Below are 20,462 nucleotides of genomic sequence, written 5' to 3' on the forward strand. Positions count from 1 at the left end.
CGACCGGCCCGCGCCCGGCGGCGTTCCCCGACCAGCCCCGGCACAATGGACCCATGCCCGAAGGCGACACCGTCTACCAGGCCGCGCGGCGGCTGCACACGGCGCTGGCCGGGCTGGTGCTGACCCGGTCCGATCTGCGGGTGCCGCGGTTCGCCACGGCGGATCTCACCGGACGGGCCGTCCTCGACGTGACCCCGCGCGGCAAGCATCTGCTGACCCGGATCGAGGGTGGCCTCACCCTCCACTCCCATCTGCGCATGGACGGGTCCTGGCGGATCTACCGGCCCGGCGAGCGCTGGGGCGGCGGCCCCGCCCACCAGATCCGGGCGATCCTCGGCAACGCGGAGCACACGGCCGTCGGCTACCGGCTGCCCGTGCTCGAACTGCTGCGCACCCAGGACGAGTCCAAGGCGGTCGGGCATCTGGGTCCGGACCTCCTCGGCCCGGACTGGGACGCCGACACCGCCCTGCGCAACCTCCTCCAGGACCCCGACCGCACCATCGGCGACGCCCTGCTCGACCAGCGCAACCTCGCCGGGGTCGGCAATGTCTTCAAGTCGGAGATCTGCTTCGCCCTGCGGGTGGTGCCCTGGCTGCCGATCGGCGAACTCCCTTGTCCCGAGCGCCTCGTGGCCACAGCGAAGCAGCTCCTGGAGGCGAACAAGGACCGCCCGGTCCGCCAGGCGTACATCTACGGCCGGGCCGGCCGCCCGTGCCCCCGCTGCCGGACACCCATCCGCACCGCGGCCCAGCGCGATCCCGCGGGCCGCGAGCGCCCCACCTACTGGTGCCCCAAGTGCCAGCCCGCGCCCGCCCTGTGAAGCAGGCGCACAGCACCCCGCACACTTATTGACGCCCCGTCAGATCTGGTCGTACCGTCCCGGCATGCCCCTCACGGCGTACGACCTCACCTACCGCACCGCCTTCATCACCGGCGCGGCCGGCGGGATAGGCCGCGCCAGCGCCCTGCTCCTCGCGGAGGCCGGTGCCACCGTGCACTGCGCGGACCTCGACGAGGCGGGCCTGGACGAGACCAGGGCGCTGGTCACCAAGGCGGGCGGCACGGCCCGGGTCCACCCGCTCGACGTCGCGGACCGCGCCCAGGTCAGGGCGGCGCTGGCGGCCGCCGGGCCGGTCGACGTGCTGGCCGCGATCGCGGGGATCATGCACACCAGCTCGGTCCTGGACACCGAGGACGCCGATCTCGACCGGGTGCTCGCCGTCAACTTCAAGGGCGTGCTCCACGTCTGCCAGGAGGCGGCCCGCGCGATGATCGACCACGGTGTCCGCGGCTCCATCGTCACCATGGCCTCGGGCGCCGTGGACTCCGCGCGGCCGGGCCTGTTCTGCTACAGCGCCTCCAAGGCCGCGGTCGTCCAGCTCACCAAGACGCTCGCCTCCGAGCTGGGTCCGCACGGGATCCGCGTCAACGCCGTGGCCCCCGGCTGGGTGCGGACCCCGATGACCACCCAGCACGCCGCGGAGCAGCAGGAGCAGATGGAGTCGACGATGCTGCGGCTCTCGCCGCTCGGCCGGCTCGGCGAACCCGAGGACATCGCCCACGCCGTGCTGTATCTGGCCGCGGACGCCTCGGCGTTCACGACGGGCCAGATCCTGCGTCCGAACGGCGGCGCCTCGATGCCCTGGTAGACCGCGGACGCCGACCGGACGCGGAGGCCACGTGCACCGGCAGCAGACTCAGCCCCCAGCCGCCCGCGACCATCGTGCCCTCGACGAAGCCCGTCTGCCCGGGCACCAGCACCATGCGCAGCACGGCCCACCACCACAGCGCCGCAACCATCAGCGCGGGCACCCAACGCACCGCCACCGTCATGGGCCGCCTCCTCGGGCCGACGCTAGACCGCCGGACAAGCCGCGGGGAGGGCGCACCGGGTGCAGGCCCGGGGCGCTCCGCGTCCCCCGCGCCTCACCCCGTACGACCTCGCTCTCGGCGGGCGCACCCCCGCGCGGCGGCGCACGGACACGTCCAACGGTTCAGACCGTCTCCGCCTGGAACATCCAGGCGTGCTTCTCGAGGTCGGCCGTGAGACCGATGAGGATGTCCTGGGTGACCGGGTCCGGGTCGGCGGTCGCCTCGATGCGCCCGCGCATCCGGCCGATGACCACACCGAGCGCGTCCACGAGGACCTTCACGGCCTCGGTGTCCTTGATCCAGCCGTCCGGCACGGTGTCGATCGCACTCGACTTCGCGACCGTCGCGGACCGTCCGTCCGGGCTGACCCCGACGGCGGAGGCCCGCTCGGCCACCGTGTCCGAATGCAGTCGCGCGGTGTCGACGACCTCGTCGAGCTGGAGGTGGACGGACCGGAAGCGCGGCCCCACCACGTTCCAGTGCACCTGCTTGGCCACCAGCGAGAGGTCCACGAGATCCACCAGCGCGCCCTGCAGAGCGTCGCCGACCACCTTGAGGTCGGCGTCGGACAGCGGGCTCTTGATGTAGGACATGCGTTTCCTCCACTCAGGACGGAACGCCCGCGGGACATCCGCACGAGGGGAACGCTCGTACGGACTATGCGGACGTATGCGCGATCTCCTACCACCCTGCCACAGAAGCCCCGAAACGGGCGCGGCGGAAAAGGCTGAGCCCCGGCGGTCACGAAGTGACCAACCGGGGCTCAGTACAAGCCTGGGTGCGAGCCTGGATATCAGGCCGCGACGACGTCCACCGCTTCCGCGGGCGCCTTGATCGTCACCCGCTCCGTCGGCACGCCAGTCACCGACGTCACGGAGATCGAATTGAGCATCGGACGTACCGGCGCACGCACCGGCACCGGGTCACTCGCTGCCGCAGAGGCAGCGAGCTCGGCGAGTGCCAGCTCGTCGCTCACTTCCCGCATGAGCTCGGACATCCGTACGTCAAGCGCGTCGCAGATCGCGGAGAGCAGTTCGGAGGAAGCCTCCTTCTGCCCCCGCTCCACCTCGGAGAGATAGCCGAGTGAGACTCGGGCGGACGAGGAGACTTCGCGCAGAGTACGGCCCTGGCGCTGGCGCTGCCGACGCAGCACGTCACCCAGCAGGCGACGGAGCAGAATCATCGGTGGCTCCCTCCTCGGACCGCGTAGCCGCATCCTTCACGCCCCACCGTACCGCCTCGCGCCGCGGCCGTGCGGGGAGCGATGTCGTGTTCACTCAGGGCTGCAAACATCAAATCCCCCCGTTCTGTTCCGTATCCTGTGCCCGCCCATCCTTGCGGAGTTCACTGGAGAGCAGTTCGAGCACGCTGCGTACACTCTCCCTACGAATTTCCGCCCGGTCGCCGTTCAACCGCAATGCGACCGTTTTCTTGGCTCCCGCCGGACCAACGGCCGAAACGTATACCGTCCCGACCGGCCGGCCGTCCTGGGGCTCGGGCCCCGCGACACCCGTGGTCGCGATCCCCCAGTCGGCGCCCAGAACCTCGCGCACCCCCGCCGCCATCTGCGACGCGACCTCGGGATCGACCGCGCCGCGCTCGGCCAGAAGGGTCCCGTCCACACCCAGGACGTCCCGCTTCAGCACGGTCGCGTACGCCGTCACGGAACCGCGGAAAACCCGCGAGGCACCCGGCACCGCGGTGAGCTCGGCGGCCACCAGGCCGCCCGTCAGCGACTCCGCGACCGCGAGCGTCTGGTCACGCTCCGTGAGCAGCCGCAGGAGCCGGTCCGCCTCGCTCACGACGCGGACCCTCCGGCGGCGCGCTGCGCGGCAAGTCCCTTGCGCCTCAGCACGATCGCCTGGCGCACATAGTCGAGCCCCGTGACCACCGTGAGCACCACGGCGACGGCCATCACCCAGAAGCGCAGGGTGGCCAGCGGACCCGTCAGCGCCAGGACGTACATCCCGGTCGCGGTGCCCTGGGCGAGGGTCTTGAGCTTTCCACCGCGGCTGGCCGGAATCACTCCATGCCTGATGACCCAGAAACGCATGAGCGTGATGCCGAGTTCCCGGAACAGGATGACTCCGGTGACCCACCACGGCAGATCGCCGAGCAGGGAGAGACAGATCAGCGCCGCTCCCATGATCGCCTTGTCGGCGATCGGGTCGGCGATCTTCCCGAAGTCGGTGACCAGGTTGTACGTGCGGGCCAGATGCCCGTCGAAGATGTCGGTGATCATGGCGACGGCGAAGGCCGCCCAGGCCCACGCCCGCATCGCCGGGTCGTACCCGCCGTCCGCGAGCAGGAGCATGACGAAGCCCGGCACGAGCACGAGCCGGATCATCGTGAGGATGTTGGCGATGTTCCAGAGGCTGGCCTGGTTGACGGCCGCAGCACCCAGCTTGCCGCCGGGCGCCGGCGTCCGGCCGGTACCGCCCGCCGCCGATGCCGGGACTCCGGTCATCTGCCCGCCTCCTCAGCCCCATCGAGCAACTCGACCACGAGGTCGACACCTTCGGTACCGACCACCTTGGCCTCGACGATACGGCCGGGCGCAAGACCGGCGCTCCGGGTGAAGATCACCTGGCCGTCGGTCTCGGGCGCCTGGTGCTCCGCGCGGCCGACCGCGCCGTCCTCCTCGTCGACGCTCTCGACCAGGACGCGCACGGTGTCGCCGATGCGCTCCTCGGCGCGCTGCGCGGTGAGCTCCTCCGCGAGCCGCGACAGGTGCGCGAGCCGCTCGGCGATGGTGTCCGCGTCCAGCTTGTTCTCGTAGCCGACCGCTTCGGTGCCCTCCTCGTCGGAGTAGCCGAAGACGCCGATCGCATCGAGGCGGGCGGCCGTGAGGAAGCGTTCCAGCTCCTTGAAGTCCTCCTCCGTCTCGCCGGGGAAGCCGACGATGAAGTTGGACCGCACACCGGCCGTCGGAGCCTTGGCGCGGATCGTGTCAAGCAGTTCGAGGAACCGCTCGGTGTCGCCGAAGCGCCGCATCGCGCGCAGCACGCCGGGCGCCGAGTGCTGGAAGGAGAGGTCGAAGTACGGCACGACCTTCTCGGTCGACGTCAGGACGTCGATGAGGCCCGGCCGCATCTCGGCGGGCTGGAGGTAGCTGACGCGTACCCGCTCGATGCCGTCGACCGCCGCGAGCTCCGGAAGCAGCGTCTCGAGCAGCCGGATGTCGCCGAGGTCCTTGCCGTACGAGGTGTTGTTCTCGGAGACCAGCATGACCTCCTTGACGCCCTGCTCGGCCAGCCAGCGGGTCTCGCCGAGCACGTCGCTGGGGCGGCGCGAGATGAAGGAGCCGCGGAAGGACGGGATGGCGCAGAACGAGCAGCGGCGGTCGCAGCCGGAGGCCAGCTTCACGGAGGCGACCGGGCTGGAGTCCAGGCGGCGGCGCAGCGGGGCGCGCGGCCCGGAGGCGGGCGCGAGGCCTTCGGGGAGGTCCTCGGGGGCGGTGTCCTGCGCGTGGCCGGGCAGCGCCACGTCCGGGGCGGCCTGCCGCTCGGCCGGACTGATCGGCAGCAGCTTGCGCCGGTCGCGCGGGGTGTGCGAGGCGTGGATGCCGCCGTTGAGGATGGTCTGGAGGCGGTCGGAGATGTCGGCGTAGTCGTCGAAGCCGAGCACTCCGTCGGCCTCGGGCAGCGCCTCGGCGAGGTCCTTGCCGTACCGCTCGGCCATGCAGCCGACCGCGACGACGGCCTGGGTCCTGCCGTGGTCCTTCAGATCGTTGGCCTCGAGGAGGGCGTCGACGGAGTCCTTCTTGGCGGCTTCGACGAATCCGCAGGTGTTGACGACGGCGACGTCCGCGTCCGATGCGTCCTCGACGAGCTCCCAGCCGTCCGCTGCCAAGCGGCCTGCGAGCTCCTCCGAGTCCACCTCGTTACGGGCGCAGCCAAGAGTGACAAGGGCGACGGTGCGGCGTTCGGGCATGGACTCAAGACTACTTTGTCCTGGCCCACGCCCCCGCCGCGAGGGTCACCGGGTCCGGCTCTCAGCCGACCTGCGGGTCGCCCTTGGTGTAGCTCAGGCGCTCGACCTGGCCGTCCTCGAACTTGCTCTCGATCTTCTTTCCGTTGACGTAGAGCTCGATCGCCCCGGCGTTGCCGAGGATCAGGTCGACCTGCTGGCCGTCCTGGAACGTCTGAGCCTCGCCCTTCTGGAGCAGTCCGTCGAAGAGCATCTTGCCGTTGTGGTCCTTGGCCGAGATCCAGCTCTTGTCGTTGACCGCGGTGACCTTCACGGTGACCTTGTCGCCCGGGACGGCGGCGATCGCGCTGTCCGAGGGGGACGGGGTCGGCTTGGGCGGCGGCGCGGGCTTGGACGGAGTGGGGCTGGCCGACGGGGAGGGCGGCTTCTGCTGACTGGGGCCCTCGGCGACGGAGGTGCCGCCCCTGCCCTTGTCGCTGCCGCCGCTGAACATCGTGAAGCCCACGAAGCCGACGACCACCACGATCGCGGCGACCATGGCGGCGGTCCAGTTGGGCCGGCGCGGCTCGGGCCGGATGCGCTCGGCCTCGAACAGGGGGGCCGCGGGGGTGGGCGCGGGTCGGCCGCCGTGATCGGCGTCGTACCGTGCGACCAGCGGATCCGGGTCGAGATGGACGGCCTGGGCGAGCGTACGGATGTGCCCGCGCGCGTACACATCACCGCCGCACCGCGAGAAGTCGTCCTGCTCGATCGCGTGCACGATGGGGATGCGCACCCGCGTGATGGAACTGACCTCGTCGACCGTCAGTCCGGCGGCGATACGGGCCTGCTGAAGTGCACGACCGATCGATGGCCCGTCGTCTTCGATCGAAGGCCGGTCGTCTTCGGGAGAGTTGCCGATGGACACGGGGGCGCCTTTCGAGCGTGAGCCACCTGCTGGGTGTTCAGTCTAGGGGGGGTACGAAAGAGTGGGGCAACCGGGAGAGCGGACTTTGTACGCCATCGGTATGGCCGCGCCCCTGACAGCGGAACACTGGCCACGCTTGCTTCCACGTCTCCCTCAACTTGACGTACGGCCAAGGGAAACGGTTGCTCGGGCATCCCGTACGAGTGCTGTTTGGTCCGATCGGCGGTCAGCCGACCGGACCCGTCCGGCGTATATGGGCTGTCAATGGTCGGAATCTGCCAGTTGAACACCGTCCGCCGACGGCCGCACTCAGGGAGCCTCCCCGCGGATGACGGCCAGCACTCCATCGAGTTCGTCCGGCTTGACCAGGACGTCGCGCGCCTTGGAGCCCTCGCTGGGACCGACGATGTTGCGCGACTCCATCAGGTCCATCAGCCGGCCCGCCTTGGCGAAGCCGACGCGGAGCTTGCGCTGGAGCATCGACGTCGAGCCGAACTGCGTGGACACCACCAGCTCGGCCGCCTGGCACAGGAGGTCCAGGTCGTCGCCGATCTCCTCGTCGATCTCCTTCTTCTGCTTGGTACCGACCGTGACGTCGTCCCGGAAGACCGGGGCCATCTGGTCCTTGCAGTGCTGGACGACGGCCGCGATCTCGTCCTCGGTGACGAAGGCACCCTGGAGCCGGGTCGGCTTGTTCGCGCCCATCGGCAGGAACAGGCCGTCTCCCTTGCCGATCAGCTTCTCGGCGCCCGGCTGGTCGAGGATGACCCGGCTGTCGGCGAGCGAGGAGGTCGCGAACGCGAGCCGCGACGGCACGTTCGCCTTGATCAGGCCGGTGACGACGTCGACCGAGGGCCGCTGGGTGGCCAGCACCAGGTGGATGCCGGCCGCACGGGCCAGCTGGGTGATACGGACGATCGCGTCCTCCACATCGCGCGGAGCCACCATCATCAGGTCGGCGAGCTCGTCGACGATCACCAGGAGATAGGGATACGGCGTCAGCTCGCGTTCGCTGCCCTCGGGCAGCTTGACCTTGCCGTTGCGGATCGCCTCGTTGAAGTCGTCGATGTGGCGGAACCCGAACGCCGCGAGGTCGTCGTAGCGCAGGTCCATCTCGCGCACCACCCACTGGAGCGCCTCGGCGGCCCGCTTGGGGTTGGTGATGATCGGCGTGATCAGGTGCGGAATGCCCTCGTACGCCGTCAGCTCCACGCGCTTGGGGTCGACCAGCACCATGCGGACGTCCTCGGGCGTGGCCCGCACCATCACCGAGGTGATGAGGCAGTTGATGCAGGAGGACTTTCCGGAACCGGTGGCTCCGGCGACCAGGACGTGCGGCATCTTGGCGAGGTTGGCCATGACGTAGCCGCCCTCGACGTCCTTGCCGAGCGCCACCAGCATCGGATGGTCGTCCTCGGCCGCGTCCGCGAGGCGCAGCACGTCCCCGAGGTTGACCATCTCGCGGTCGGTATTGGGAATCTCGATACCGACAGCTGATTTCCCTGGAATCGGCGAGATGATCCGCACGTCCGGACTGGCGACCGCGTACGCGATGTTCTTGGCGAGGGCGGTGATCCGCTCGACCTTGACGGCGGGCCCGAGCTCGACCTCGTACCGCGTGACCGTCGGGCCCCGGGTGAAGCCGGTGACGTTCGCGTCGACCTTGAACTCCATGAAGACGTTCTGCAGCGAAGCCACGACCGCGTCATTGGCGGCGCTGCGCGTCTTGCCGGGGCCGCCCTTCTCCAGGAGGTCGAGCGAGGGCAGCGCGTACGTGATGTCCCCGGCGAGCTGGAGCTGCTCGGCGCGCGGGGGCAGCGACTCGGCCGCGGGGGGCGCCGGCTTCGTCAGATCCATGACGACGGGCTTCGCGCCCGGGGTGGCCTTCGGCGCGGCCTTCGCCGCCGGGGCCTCGGTCTCGGTCTCGGCGGCGCGGGCGGTCGGCAGCGGGGTGGCCTGCTCGCGGTCCCGCTCGACGGAGACGCCCTGCGTCAGGTCGGCGACGACGGGCGAGGGGGGCAGCCCGTTGAGGACGGCGCCGTCCAGGGCCGCGGCCGCGGCGGCGGCCACGTCGACAGGGTCGAGGCCGTTCTCGAACGCCGGTTGGACCGACGCGCGCCGCGGCTTGCGGCGCCGCGAGAGCGCCTCTTCCTCGGCCCGGTCCGGGTCCTGCTCGACCGGGGCGGCGGGGCGGCGCCGGGAGCGCGGCGCGGGCTCGTCCTCGCGCCACTCGTCGCCGTAGAGCCCCTCCTCGCCGATCTCCTCCGGCAGCGGTTCGATGACGCCGAGCCTGACGCCGAGCAGCCGCAGCCGCTGCGGGATGGCGTTGACCGGCGTCGCGGTGACCACCAGCAGACCGAAGACCGTGAGCAGCACCAGCATCGGCACGGCCAGGACGTCGCCGAGCGTGAACTCCAGCGGCTTGGACGCGGCCCAGCCGATCAGGCCGCCCGCGTCCTGCAGGGCGTCGGTGCCGTCGTTGCGGCCGGGCGAACCACAGGCGATGTGGACCTGCCCGAGGATGCCGAGGACGAGCGCGGACAGGCCGATGACGATCCGCCCGTTGGCCTCCGGCTTCTCGGGATAGAGGATGAGCCGGATCGCGATGGCGCCGAGCAGCAGCGGCACCACCACGTCGAGCCGGCCGAACGCGCCGGTCACCAGCATCTGCACGAGGTCGCCGACCGGTCCGCGCAGATTCGACCAGGTGCCGGCGGCGACGATCAGCGCGAGCCCGAGCAGGAGCAGCGCGACGCCGTCCTTGCGGTGGGCCGGGTCCAGCCCCTTGGCTCCCCGTCCTATGCCGCGGAACATCGCGCCCACGGCGTGCGCGGCGCCGAGCCAGACGGCGCGCACCAGCCTGTACAGGCCCCCGGTCGGGGACGGCGCCGCCTTGGGAGCGGGCTTGGGCGCCACCGCCTTCTTGGCGGGCGCCTTCCTCGGTGCGGTCTTCTTCGCGGGCGCCTTGGGGGCCGCGGCTTTCTTCGCGGGCGCAGCCTTCTTCGCCGGGGTACGGCCGGTGCGCTTCGCGGTGCCCGCCGTGCCCTGGGAACCCTTGCCGGACGTACGTGAGGCCATGGTGCTGAGGTTACCTGGGTCGGCGGCGGTGGACACGTGTGCTTCCGGCATCACCCGTCCGTGTCGTACGCCCCAAGGATGCTGACGCCATGTCAGCCGGACATGGCGTCAGTTCCGGGCCGTCAGTTCTGCGAGGGGAGCGTGGGCGCGCCGCCGGTGCCGGGCTCCAGCGCGTCCAATGCCCGCCGCAGGCCGGTGAGCTTGCGCTCCAGGTGGGCGGCCGTGGCGACCGCGGCGGCGTCGGCCGAGTCGTCGTCGAGTTGCTTGGAGAGCGCCTCGGCCTGCTCCTCAACTGCCGCGAGCCGCGCGGACAGTTCGGCCAGCAGGCCCGCGGACTCCTTGGCCGCACCGCCCTGGCCGCCCTCCAACTGGAGCCGCAGCAGGGCCGCCTGCTCGCGCAGCTGGCAGTTCTTCATGTACAGCTCGACGAAGACCGAGACCTTGGCGCGCAGCACCCACGGGTCGAACGGCTTCGAGATGTAGTCCACGGCACCCGCCGCGTAGCCCCGGAAGGTGTGATGGGGCCCGTGGTTGATGGCCGTGAGGAAGATGATCGGGATGTCCCGCGTCCGCTCGCGCCGCTTGATGTGCGCGGCGGTCTCGAACCCGTCCATTCCGGGCATCTGGACGTCCAGCAGAATGACCGCGAAATCGTCCGTAAGCAGCGCTTTGAGCGCTTCCTCCCCTGACGATGCCCGCACCAGTGTCTGATCGAGCGCAGAGAGGATGGCCTCCAGCGCCAGCAGATTCTCCGGCCGGTCATCGACCAGGAGGATCTTGGCCTTCTGCACCATGGCCCGTCCTCCTCGCCCCGGCAGTGCACCGGGCGCCGCCCCAGGGGACGACTCCCTTGCGTCGCCCGTCCTTGTGCCGGTCATGGTAGCCGCACCCCGCCTGTCGCCACACCCTGTCACCGCGATGTCACTGTGCACGTAGCAGAAACGCAGTGGGAGACCAGAAGGTTCCCCGAATACCGCCGCCTCACACGCCTTCGGCCACAGCGAGTCAACGACACCCGGGGTTCCCTCCGGCCGACGATCACTTCCCTCGCATCCACTCCTCCATCACGGAGAGCAGATGGTCCGGGTCGACCGGCTTCGTCACGTAGTCCGACGCACCGGACTCGATGGCCTTCTCACGGTCCCCCTTCATCGCCTTCGCGGTGAGCGCGACGATCGGCAGACCGGCGAACTGCGGCATCCGGCGAATCGCCGAGGTCGTCGCATACCCGTCCATCTCCGGCATCATGATGTCCATCAGGACCACGGCGGTGTCCTCGTGCTGTTCGAGGACCTCGATGCCCTCCCGCCCGTTCTCCGCGTACAGCACCGAGAGCCCGTGCTGCTCCAGGACGCTGGTGAGCGCGAAGACGTTGCGTACGTCGTCGTCGACGATCAGGACCTTCTCGCCGGCGAACTGGAACGTCCGCGCGGGCGTCCGCTCCGGCTCCGCCGCCTCCCAGCTCTCCTGCGTGCCGACGGCCTGCCCGGCCTGCCCGGACGGCGCGGCTTCCCGCTGCCCTTCCGTGCCGAGCGCCTTGCGCCGCCGCCGGAACAGCCCGGCCGTGCCCGGCTGCGAGACGGTGGGCCCCGCCTGCGTCCCGCCGTTGTGCTGGGCGAGGTCGGGGCGTGCGGCGTCGATGGCGAGCCCGACCGCGCCCTCCATGCCGCCGGGCGCGAGCTGCGGGTAGCCCTGGGCGGGCAACTCGCTGAGGTGCAGCGGGAGATAGAGGGTGAAGGTGGAGCCGCGGCCCGGTTCGCTCGCCGCGTGGATCTCGCCGCCGAGCAGCCGCGCGATCTCGCGGCTGATGGACAGGCCGAGACCGGTGCCGCCGTACTTGCGGCTGGTCGTGCCGTCCGCCTGCTTGAACGCCTCGAAGATGACCCGCATCTTGCTGGCCGCGATCCCGATGCCGGTGTCGGTGACCGAGAACGCGATCAGGTCGGCGTCGGCGTCGCGCAGCGAGCCCGCCTCCAGGAGCTGCTCGCGGATGGCGTGCGGAACGTCGGAGCCGGCCGGGCGGATCACGAGCTCGACCGCGCCGCTGTCGGTGAACTTGACCGCGTTGGACAGCAGGTTGCGCAGCACCTGGAGCAGCCGCTGCTCGTCGGTGTGCAGCGTCGCGGGCAGCTCGGGCGAGACCCGCACCGAGAAGTCGAGGCCCTTCTCCGCGGTGAGCGGCCGGAAGGTCGCCTCCACGTAGTCGACCAGCTGGACCAGCGCGATCCGGGTCGGCGAGACGTCCATCTTCCCCGCCTCGACCTTCGACAGGTCGAGGATGTCGTTGATCAGCTGGAGCAGGTCGGAGCCCGCCCCGTGGATCGTCTCAGCGAACTCGACCTGCTTCGGCGAGAGGTTGCCCTCCGCGTTGTCGGCGAGCAGCTTGGCGAGGATCAGCAGCGAGTTGAGCGGCGTACGCAGCTCGTGCGACATGTTCGCGAGGAACTCGGACTTGTAGCGCATGGAGACGGCCAGCTGCTCGGCGCGCTCCTCCAGGACCTGCCGGGCCTCCTCGATCTCGGTGTTCTTCACCTCGATGTCACGGTTCTGCTGGGCGAGCAGCTCGGCCTTCTCCTCCAGCTCGGCGTTGGACGCCTGAAGCGCCCGCTGCCGGTTCTCCAACTCGGCCGAACGCTCGCGGAGTTGCTCCGTGAGCTCCTGCGACTGCTTGAGCAGCACCTCGGTCTTGGAGTTGACCGAGATGGTGTTGACGCTGGTCGCGATCATCTCGGCGATCTGGTTGAGGAAGTCCTTCTGGATCTGCGTGAACGGCTGGAACGAGGCCAGTTCGATCACGCCGAGCACCTTGCCCTCGAACAGCACCGGAAGCACGATCACATGCGCCGGCGGCGCCTCGCCGAGACCGGAGGAGATCTTGAGGTAACCCGGCGGGACGTTCTCCACCAGGATCGTCCGCTTCTCCTCGGCGGCCGTGCCGATCAGCGTCTCACCGGGCCGGAAGGAGGTCGGCATGGACCCGGCCGAGTAGCCGTAACTCCCGCGCATCCGCAGCTCGTACGAGCCGTCGCCGTCCGCGCTCACCTCGGGGCCGCCGCCCGTCGGCATCGCCAGGAAGAACGCGCCGTGCTGGGCCGAGACGACCGGGGTCAGCTCGGTCATGATCAGCGAGGCCACGTCGTCGAGGTCGCGGCGGCCCTGCATCAGGCCGGAGATGCGGGCCAGGTTGCCCTTGAGCCAGTCCTGCTCCTTGTTCGCGACGGTGGTGTCGCGCAGGTTGGCGATCATGGTGTTGATGTTGTCCTGGAGGGCCTGGATCTCGCCCGACGCGTCCACGTCGATCTTCAGATTGAGGTCGCCGCGCGTCACCGCGGTCGCGACGGCCGCGATCGCGCGGACCTGGCGGGTCAGGTTTCCGGCCATCTCGTTCACCGATTCGGTGAGGTCGCGCCAGGTCCCGTCGACGTCGCGCACCCGGGCGTGACCGCCCAGCTGGCCCTCCGTGCCCACCTCGCGGGCGACCCGGGTGACCTCCTGGCCGAACGAGGACAGCTGGTCGACCATCGTGTTGATGGTGTTCTTCAGCTCCTGGATCTCGCCGCGCGCGTCGATGTCGATCTTCTTGGTGAGGTCGCCCTGCGCGATGGCGGTGGTGACGGTGGCGATCTGGCGCACCTGCCCGGTGAGGTTGTCGGCCATGGAGTTCACCGATTCGGTGAGGTCCTTCCACGTGCCGGAGACACCGGGCACCCGCGCCTGGCCGCCCAGGATGCCGTCCGTGCCCACCTCGCGGGCCACCTTGGTGACCTGCTCGGCGAACGAGGACAGCGTCGTCACCATGGTGTTGACGGTGTCGGCGAGCTCGGCGACCTCGCCGCGCGCCTCGACCGTCACCTTCTTGGTGAGGTCTCCGTTGGCGACCGCCGCCGAGACCCGGGAGATGTTGCGCACCTGGGTCGTCAGGTTCGCGGCCATCAGGTTGACGTTGTCGCTGAGGTCCTTCCAGATGCCGGTGACACCGCGCACCCGGGCCTGACCACCGAGGATGCCCTCGGTGCCCACCTCACGGGCGACCCGGGTCACCTCGTCGGCGAAGTTGGAGAGCTGGTCGACCATCGTGTTGACGGTCGTCACCAGCTCCAGGATCTCGCCCTTGGAGTCGACGGTGATCTTCTTGGAGAGGTCGCCCTCGGCGACCGCCGTGGTCACCTCGGCGATGTTGCGCACCTGTGAAGTCAGGTTGTTGGCCATGAAGTTGACGGACTGGGTGAGGTCCTTCCAGGTGCCGGACACGCCCTGCACCTCGGCCTGACCGCCCAGGATGCCCTCGGTTCCCACCTCACGGGCCACCCGGGTGACCTGCTCAGCGAAGTTGGAGAGCTGGTCGACCATCGTGTTGAGCGTGTTCTTCAGCTCCAGGATCTCGCCGCGCGCGTCCACGTCGATCTTCTGCGACAGGTCACCCCGGGCCACCGCGGTGGCGACCTGGGCGATGTTGCGCACCTGGGCCGTGAGGTTCCCGGCCATGCCGTTCACGGAGTCGGTCAGATCGCGCCACACTCCGGCGACGCCGGGCACCTGCGCCTGCCCGCCGAGGCGGCCGTCGGTGCCCACCTCCCGGGCAACGCGGGTGACCTGCTCGGCGAAGGCGGAGAGCTGGTCGACCATCGTGTTGATGGTGTTCTTCAGCTCCAGCATCTCGCCGCGCGCGTCCACGTCGATCTTCTGCGACAGGTCACCCCGCGCCACCGCCGTCGTCACCTGGGCGATCTGGCGCACCTGCGAAGTCAGGTTCCCCGCCATGAAGTTGACGGAGTCGGTCAGTTCCTTCCAGGTGCCCGAGACGCCGTCGACGCGCGCCTGGCCGCCGAGCCGCCCCTCGGTGCCCACGTCCCGCGCCATCCGCGTGACCTGGTCGGCGAACGAGGACAGCTGCGCCACCATCGTGTTGACGGTGTTCTTCAGCTCCAGCATCTCGCCCGCGACATCCACGGTGACCTTCTGGGAGAGGTCGCCGTTGGCCACCGCCGTCGTCACCTGCGCGATGTCGCGCACCTGACCGGTGAGGTTGCGGAAGGCGGTGTTGACGGAATCCGTGAGGTCCTTCCAGGTGCCCGCCGCGCCCGGCACCTCCGCCTGCCCGCCGAGCCGGCCCTCGATGCCGACCTCGCGCGCCACCCGGGTCACCTCGGAACCGAACGACTGCAACTGGTCGACCATCGTGTTGACGGTGTTCTTCAGCTCCAGCATCTCGCCGGCCACGTCCACGGTGACCTTCTGCGTCATGTCACCGCTGGCGACCGCCGTGGTCACCTGCGCGATGTCCCGCACCTGGGTCGTCAGATTGCGGAACACGGTGTTCACCGAGTCCGTCAGGTCCTTCCAGGTGCCCGCCGCGCCCGGCACCTGCGCCTGCCCGCCGAGCAGCCCCTCGGCGCCCACCTCGTTGGCCACCCGGGTGACCTCGTCGGCGAACGTACGCAGCGTCTCGGTCATCTGGTTGATGGTCTCCGCGAGCTGCGCGACCTCGCCGCGTGCGTTGACCGTCACCTTCTGCGACAGGTCGCCGTTGGCCACGGCCGTCGTCACCTGGGCGATCCCGCGCACCTGAGCCGTCAGGTTCGTCGCCATCACGTTGACGGAGTCGGTCAGGTCCTTCCACACCCCGGCCACGCCCGGCACCTGCGCCTGCCCGCCGAGCTCGCCCTCGGTGCCCACCTCACGGGCGACCCGGGTGACCTCGGAGGAGAAGGAGGACAACTGGTCGACCATCGTGTTGACGGTGTTCTTCAGCTGGAGCATCTCGCCGGCCACGTGCACGGTGACCTTGCGCGACAGATCGCCCTTGGCGACCGCCGTCGTGACGAGAGCAATGTCACGTACCTGAGCCGTCAGCCGGTACGCCATCGTGTTGACGGAATCCGTCAGATCCTTCCAGGAGCCGGACATACCGCGCACCTGGGCCTGACCGCCGAGCTTGCCCTCCGTACCGACCTCAAGGGCGACCCGCGTCACCTCGTCGGTAAAGGCGGACAACTGGTCGACCAGGTTGTTGACGGTCCTGCCGACCTTGAGGAATTCCCCGCGCAACGGCCGCTCGGCCCCGTCACTGCCGTGCGAACGCAGGTCCATCCGCTGATCCAGATCACCCTCGGCCACCGCCGAGAGCACCCGCCCGACCTCCGAGACCGGGCGCGCGAGATCGTCCACCAGCGCGTTGGAGGCGTCGATGGCGGCAGCCCAGGAGCCCTCACAGGCCCCGTTCTCCAGCCGCTCGGTCAGCTTCCCCTCGCGGCCGACCATCCTGCGCACCCGGGCGATCTCCCCGGTCAGGTGCAGGTTCCGGTCCGCGACCTCGTTGAAGACGGCGGCGATCTCCGCCATCACGCCGTCGCCCGAGACCGTCAGCCGCTTGCGGAAGTTCCCGTCCCGCATGGACGCCAGGGCGGCCAGCAGCCGCTGCAGGGCCGCCGTGTCCACCTCGGTCGTGCCGTTGCCTCCGCGCTGCTTGTGACTCCGGCCTTGTTGAGTCCGGGACTGATCGTCTTTCGCGCGCGTGCTTACGCCCCGCGCCGCTGCGCCAGACTCCACCGTGTCCCTCCCGCAAGGGTTGACCGCACTGCCCGGGCTGTCTCCGGAAGCATGCCCAGTGTTTCACCATGGCCGAACCAGGCCATAACAGTTCGGCAGCTTCGCATATCCGTCCCCGCCCACGGAGGGCGGAAACACTGGTGACCGGCATCCGCTCGGACAGCGAAGGTAAGTAACCTGGCTTCCGGCTGTCCAGCCGCCCCGGTCCGCCCGGCATGGGGGCGGTTCGTACCCTTCTGCTCGGTAAAGCTTGGGGGAGGGCGGCACAAAGGACGACCACGGGACACCGGAGGGGGCGGGCCGACATGGGATTGTTGATTCCCGGAGAGCACGTTCCGGAGCCCCGGCAGGAAAAACCGGGCGACGAGACGCGTACGAGGAGTTCTGTGATCACCGCGCGGGCGGCAGCCAGCTTCGACCCTGTCGGGCGGTCGGTCGCGACCGCCCGCGCCTTCGTCCGGGACACCCTCCAGGGGTGGGGGTACGCCGACGTCGTCGACGACGCCGTGGTCCTCACCAGCGAGCTGGTCACCAACGCGGTGGTCCACGCCGGCACCAAGGCGGACGTCCTGTGCCTGCGGTCCGACGACGGCGTACGCGTCGAAGTGGCCGACCGCTACCCCGAACGTGAGGTTCCGCTCCTCGGCTCCCCCGCCGACATCGCGGGCCCCGATCGCGAGAACGGCCGTGGGCTGCTGCTCTGCGCCGCCCTCGCCTCCCGCTGGGGCGTCGAGTACACGCCGACCAGAAAGAACGTCTGGTTCCAACTCGACCTCCCCAACCGGCCGGTGGGCACCCGCTCGGCCGGCCCCGCCCTGCCGACCGCGCTGCTCCCGGTCGCCGACGGCAGAGTCCGCGTCGCGGTCGTCCAGATCGACCGCGCCGGAGCCGTACGCGCCTGGAACGAGGACGCCGAGGAACTCTTCGGCTACCCCGCCGAGCAGGTCACCGGAAAGCCACTCACCGACTTCGCGGCCTGGCCGCACACCCCCGGAACCTCCACCGGCATCGTCGAGGCCCTCCAACTCTCGCGCTGGGAAGGCACGTACGGGATAAGAGGCGCCGACGGCCGGGTGGTCCCGGTCTACGCCTCGCACCTGCGCGTCCGCGACACCGAGGGCGAGCCCTCCACGGTCTGCCTGCTGGTGCGCGACGACGAGCGGGCGGTCCTGCAGACCCCGGCCCGCCAGCCCGCCACCGACCCGGCCACGCTGGGCGAGAACCGCACCATCGACCCGTTCGAGGTCTTCATCGGCTCCCCCGCCCCCGACGACCTCGACGGCCTGCTCCAGCGCACCGTCGAACGCGCCCGCGACATGCTCGACGGCGACTCCGCCTTCCTGCTGCTCGCCACCGACGACGAGACGGAGCTGGAGGTCCGGGCCACCACCGGCCTCCCCTCGGCCCGCCAGCGCTTCGCCCGCGTGCCCGTCGAGGCCGGGACCGGACGGTACGGCTCGGCGCGGATGCCCGCCGTCCACGAGGACCTCGCGGCCGTGCCGGGCGCCGTCCCGCTCCTGGAAAGCACCGGCATGCGCTCGGTCGTCACCGTGCCGCTCAAGGTCGAGGGCCGCCTCACCGGCTCGCTCGGTGTCGCCGCCGAATCCCCCGGCCGGTACTCCAACGAGGAGGCCCTGCGCCTCCAGTTCGCCGCCGACCGCATCGCTCTCGCCGTCGAATCGGCCCGCCTCGGTGAGCTGGAACGCCTGCGCAGGGGCTCCTTGAGCTTCCTCGTAGAGGCCTCCGACCTGCTGGCCGGCACCCTGGACCGCGACCAGACGCTGGCCCTGATGGCCCAGATGACCGTCCCCACCCTGGCCACCTGGTGCGCCGTCTACACGATCGCGGACCAGGCCTCGGACCCGTACCTCTCCTATGTGCTCCACGAGGACGAGGAGCGCATCGACGGCCTCAAGGCCCTCCTCTCCAAGATCAACCCGCCGGAGCCGGTGCCCACCCCCGGCGCCCGCGTCTGGACGGCTCCCGGCGAGGCGGCCCACCAGGCCGCGCTCCGGGTGTCCATGCGCGACTTCGGCCGCTCCGGCAGCCCCCACACGGGCGGCGGTCTCGGCACCACCCTGTCAACGGCGGCCGCGGTCGGCGGCGAAACCGTCGTCCTGCCGCTCGTCGCCCGCAACCGCGTGATCGGCATGCTGACACTTGGCAAGCCGTCAGATGACCATTTCCGTCAGGAGATTCTCGAACTGGCCGAGGACCTCTCCCGCCGAGCCGCCCTCGCCCTGGACAACGCGCGCCTGTACTCCGAGCGCATGGCCATCAGCCGCTCCCTCCAGCGCTCCCTGCTGCCGCCCGGCCTGCCGCAGATCCCGGGCGTCGAGGTCGAGGTGATCTACCGAGCGGCCGGCGAGGGCAACGAGGTGGGCGGCGACTTCTACGACCTCTTCCCCATCCGGGACGGCGCGTACGGCTTCGCGATCGGCGACGTCTGCGGCACGGGCCCGGAGGCCGCCGCGGTCACCGGCCTCGCCCGGCACGCCCTGCGCCTGCTCGCCCGCGAGGGCTTCGGCGGACCCGCGGTCCTGGAGCGCCTGAACGCGGCCATCCTCGACGAAGGCGCCCGCAGCCGCTTCCTGACCCTCCTGTACGGCGAGTTGTGGCCCCAGGAGGACGGCAGCGCCATCCTGAAGATCGTCTGCGCCGGACATCCCCTCCCGCTGCGCCTGCGCCAGAACGGCACCGTGGAACCGGCTGCGGACCCGCAGCCGCTGCTCGGCGTGATGGACGACCTGGAGCTGTACGAGCAGACCATCACCCTCGACCCGGGCGACGTCCTGCTCTGCGTGACCGATGGGATCACCGAGCGCCGCGAAGGCACCAGGATGCTGGGCGACGACGGGCTCACGGACGTCCTCGCCACGTGCACGGGGCTCACCGCGGGCGCGGTCGCGGCACGCGTCCTGCGCGCCGTGGAACGGTTCGCCGCCGAACCGGCCTCCGACGACATGGCGATCCTCTCCATGCGCATCCCGGAGCAGACCAACCGATAAGGCCGAGAGGGTACGCGAAAGGCCCCGCCCAATGGGCGGGACCTTTCACATTGCTGAGCCCCCATGCGGAATCGAACCGCAGACCTTCTCCTTACCATGGAGACGCTCTACCGACTGAGCTATAGGGGCCGGTTGTTGTTTCGGGGTTTCCCCCTCACCAACGAGATAAAGCATACCCCGAATCAGACGGTGTTCCGAACCACGGTCACCGGTTCCGGCTACGCGGGTTGCAGCAGGCCGCCGAGCGCGTTACAGACGGATACCAACCGCCGCAATTCAGGCTCCGAAAGCACGTCGAGCGACGGCAGCGCGAGCGTTTCGTCGGCAGCCCGCTCGGTCTCGCCGAGCTCCCACCCGTCCCGCCTGAACTCCCGCATCCTGTGGACGGGAATGGGCACGGGCACTTCGCACGCGACCCCTCGCCGCCGCAACAGCCGCGCGAACGCGTCCCGGTCGGGCCGCCCGTTGCCGGGCACGCGCACCACGTACCGCTGATAGCGATGCCCTTCGGCGGGCGCGGGCGTCTCCACTCCCACGAGCCGCCGGTCCAAGTACCCGGCCCGCGTCCGCCGTTGGGCCACGTCACCACCGAGGTCCTGGCGGTCCTCCTCCTCAAGAAGCAACAGCCCGTGCCCGGAGGCCAGTTCGGCGAACGGCGCCCTGACCACCGGATACCCGAAGCGGCGTACGAGCAGGACAGCGGCGGTCCTGGACGTGACGGCCCCGCGTACGGCTTCCGGCGCCAGGCAGTAGGTCAGCGGATCGATGTCGGCGAACACCGGCACCGCTCCCGCGGCGACGACGGCCCGGGCCAACTCCCCCGTGTCGTAGGCCGGCACGATCACCTCGTCACCCGTCGCGACCCCGGCGGACTTGAGCGCTGCTGTCATCCCCATGACAGCGGATCGTCCTCTTGCCACATGAACGCCAGGTGAGCGGACACAAAAAAACGCTGGCCCCCGAACCGAAGTTCAGGGGCCAGCGTTGAAGATTTGTTCGGCGGCGTCCTACTCTCCCACAGGGTCCCCCCTGCAGTACCATCGGCGCTGAAAGGCTTAGCTTCCGGGTTCGGAATGTAACCGGGCGTTTCCCTAACGCTATGACCACCGAAACACTA

14 protein-coding genes, 1 tRNA gene and 1 rRNA gene are annotated in these 20,462 nt (G+C 70.2%); 3 read left to right on the forward strand and 13 right to left on the reverse strand.

What is annotated here, in order from left to right:
- Nucleotides 1-53 precede the first annotated feature (53 nt).
- A complete protein-coding gene (locus DT019_RS34710) occupies nt 54-821 on the forward strand; it encodes a DNA-formamidopyrimidine glycosylase family protein (RefSeq protein WP_114040971.1) in 768 nt (255 codons plus the stop codon).
- 64 nt (nt 822-885) lie between these two features.
- Complete coding sequence (locus DT019_RS34715; protein ID WP_114040972.1) at nt 886-1,650, forward strand: SDR family NAD(P)-dependent oxidoreductase; 765 nt, start codon at nt 886-888, stop codon at nt 1,648-1,650.
- Here DT019_RS34715 and DT019_RS40525 read toward each other — a convergent pair.
- The 10 genes from DT019_RS40525 to DT019_RS34765 all read right to left on the reverse strand — a co-directional run bounded on the left by DT019_RS40525 (nt 1,598) and on the right by DT019_RS34765 (nt 16,337).
- Entirely contained in the window at nt 1,598-1,828 is a 231-nt protein-coding gene (locus DT019_RS40525; protein WP_114040991.1) for a hypothetical protein, read from the reverse strand. The genes DT019_RS34715 and DT019_RS40525 overlap by 53 nt on opposite strands.
- Nucleotides 1,829-1,995: 167 nt before the next feature.
- Nucleotides 1,996-2,466: a Dps family protein gene (locus DT019_RS34725; RefSeq protein ID WP_114040973.1), complete on the reverse strand. Its 471-nt coding sequence runs from the start codon at nt 2,464-2,466 to the stop codon at nt 1,996-1,998.
- A gap of 200 nt (nt 2,467-2,666) precedes the next feature.
- Nucleotides 2,667-3,056 (reverse strand): helix-turn-helix domain-containing protein, encoded by a 390-nt coding sequence (locus DT019_RS34730; protein WP_053726410.1) that lies wholly within the window; start codon nt 3,054-3,056, stop codon nt 2,667-2,669.
- 109 nt (nt 3,057-3,165) lie between these two features.
- Nucleotides 3,166-3,675: a CinA family protein gene (locus tag DT019_RS34735; protein WP_114040974.1), complete on the reverse strand. Its 510-nt coding sequence runs from the start codon at nt 3,673-3,675 to the stop codon at nt 3,166-3,168.
- Nucleotides 3,672-4,340 carry a CDP-diacylglycerol--glycerol-3-phosphate 3-phosphatidyltransferase gene (gene pgsA, locus DT019_RS34740; RefSeq protein ID WP_114040975.1) on the reverse strand — a complete coding sequence of 223 codons (669 nt, stop codon included), beginning with the start codon at nt 4,338-4,340 and terminating at the stop codon, nt 3,672-3,674. Before pgsA ends, DT019_RS34735 begins: the two co-directional genes overlap by 4 nt.
- The gene (gene rimO / locus DT019_RS34745; protein WP_114040976.1) at nt 4,337-5,806 is read right to left on the reverse strand and encodes a 30S ribosomal protein S12 methylthiotransferase RimO; all 1,470 of its coding nucleotides are present in this window, start codon (nt 5,804-5,806) and stop codon (nt 4,337-4,339) included. Before rimO ends, pgsA begins: the two co-directional genes overlap by 4 nt.
- Before the next feature lie 61 nt (nt 5,807-5,867).
- Nucleotides 5,868-6,710 (reverse strand): helix-turn-helix domain-containing protein, encoded by an 843-nt coding sequence (locus tag DT019_RS34750; RefSeq protein ID WP_114040977.1) that lies wholly within the window; start codon nt 6,708-6,710, stop codon nt 5,868-5,870.
- A 309-nt stretch (nt 6,711-7,019) separates the two neighbouring features.
- The gene (locus DT019_RS34755; RefSeq protein WP_114040992.1) at nt 7,020-9,788 is read right to left on the reverse strand and encodes a DNA translocase FtsK; all 2,769 of its coding nucleotides are present in this window, start codon (nt 9,786-9,788) and stop codon (nt 7,020-7,022) included.
- Between the two features lie 122 nt (nt 9,789-9,910).
- Nucleotides 9,911-10,582, reverse strand: coding sequence for a two-component system response regulator (locus DT019_RS34760; protein ID WP_114040978.1), 672 nt, complete (start codon nt 10,580-10,582; stop codon nt 9,911-9,913).
- A gap of 244 nt (nt 10,583-10,826) precedes the next feature.
- Nucleotides 10,827-16,337 carry a HAMP domain-containing protein gene (locus DT019_RS34765; protein WP_189390205.1) on the reverse strand — a complete coding sequence of 1,837 codons (5,511 nt, stop codon included), beginning with the start codon at nt 16,335-16,337 and terminating at the stop codon, nt 10,827-10,829.
- A gap of 305 nt (nt 16,338-16,642) precedes the next feature.
- On the opposite strand from DT019_RS34765, the gene DT019_RS34770 reads away from it, so the two are divergent.
- Nucleotides 16,643-19,345 carry a SpoIIE family protein phosphatase gene (locus DT019_RS34770; RefSeq protein ID WP_114040980.1) on the forward strand — a complete coding sequence of 901 codons (2,703 nt, stop codon included), beginning with the start codon at nt 16,643-16,645 and terminating at the stop codon, nt 19,343-19,345.
- Nucleotides 19,346-19,401: 56 nt separating this feature from the next.
- Here DT019_RS34770 and DT019_RS34775 read toward each other — a convergent pair.
- The 3 genes from DT019_RS34775 to rrf all read right to left on the reverse strand — a co-directional run bounded on the left by DT019_RS34775 (nt 19,402) and on the right by rrf (nt 20,456).
- A tRNA-Thr gene (locus DT019_RS34775) sits at nt 19,402-19,474 on the reverse strand.
- Nucleotides 19,475-19,563: 89 nt separating this feature from the next.
- A complete protein-coding gene (locus DT019_RS34780; protein ID WP_114040981.1) occupies nt 19,564-20,241 on the reverse strand; it encodes a DegT/DnrJ/EryC1/StrS family aminotransferase in 678 nt (225 codons plus the stop codon).
- A 98-nt stretch (nt 20,242-20,339) separates the two neighbouring features.
- Nucleotides 20,340-20,456, reverse strand: a 5S ribosomal RNA gene (gene rrf / locus DT019_RS34785).
- Nucleotides 20,457-20,462: the final 6 nt, after the last annotated feature.

It is taken from the genome of Streptomyces sp. SDr-06 (assembly GCF_003324565.1).
Classification (GTDB): Bacteria; Actinomycetota; Actinomycetes; order Streptomycetales; family Streptomycetaceae; genus Streptomyces.

What these genes read in the sequence shown, in the direction of transcription:
- DT019_RS34710 (WP_114040971.1), top strand. Translation starts at nt 54, where the DNA reads ATGCCCGAAGGCGACACCGTCTACCAGGCCGCGCGGCGGCTGCACACG.
- DT019_RS34715 (WP_114040972.1), top strand. Translation starts at nt 886, where the DNA reads ATGCCCCTCACGGCGTACGACCTCACCTACCGCACCGCCTTCATCACC.
- DT019_RS34725 (WP_114040973.1), bottom strand. Translation starts at nt 2,466, where the DNA reads ATGTCCTACATCAAGAGCCCGCTGTCCGACGCCGACCTCAAGGTGGTC.
- DT019_RS34730 (WP_053726410.1), bottom strand. Translation starts at nt 3,056, where the DNA reads ATGATTCTGCTCCGTCGCCTGCTGGGTGACGTGCTGCGTCGGCAGCGC.
- pgsA (WP_114040975.1), bottom strand. Translation starts at nt 4,340, where the DNA reads ATGACCGGAGTCCCGGCATCGGCGGCGGGCGGTACCGGCCGGACGCCG.
- rimO (WP_114040976.1), bottom strand. Translation starts at nt 5,806, where the DNA reads ATGCCCGAACGCCGCACCGTCGCCCTTGTCACTCTTGGCTGCGCCCGT.
- DT019_RS34755 (WP_114040992.1), bottom strand. Translation starts at nt 9,788, where the DNA reads ATGGCCTCACGTACGTCCGGCAAGGGTTCCCAGGGCACGGCGGGCACC.
- DT019_RS34760 (WP_114040978.1), bottom strand. Translation starts at nt 10,582, where the DNA reads ATGGTGCAGAAGGCCAAGATCCTCCTGGTCGATGACCGGCCGGAGAAT.
- DT019_RS34770 (WP_114040980.1), top strand. Translation starts at nt 16,643, where the DNA reads ATGGGATTGTTGATTCCCGGAGAGCACGTTCCGGAGCCCCGGCAGGAA.
- DT019_RS34780 (WP_114040981.1), bottom strand. Translation starts at nt 20,241, where the DNA reads ATGGGGATGACAGCAGCGCTCAAGTCCGCCGGGGTCGCGACGGGTGAC.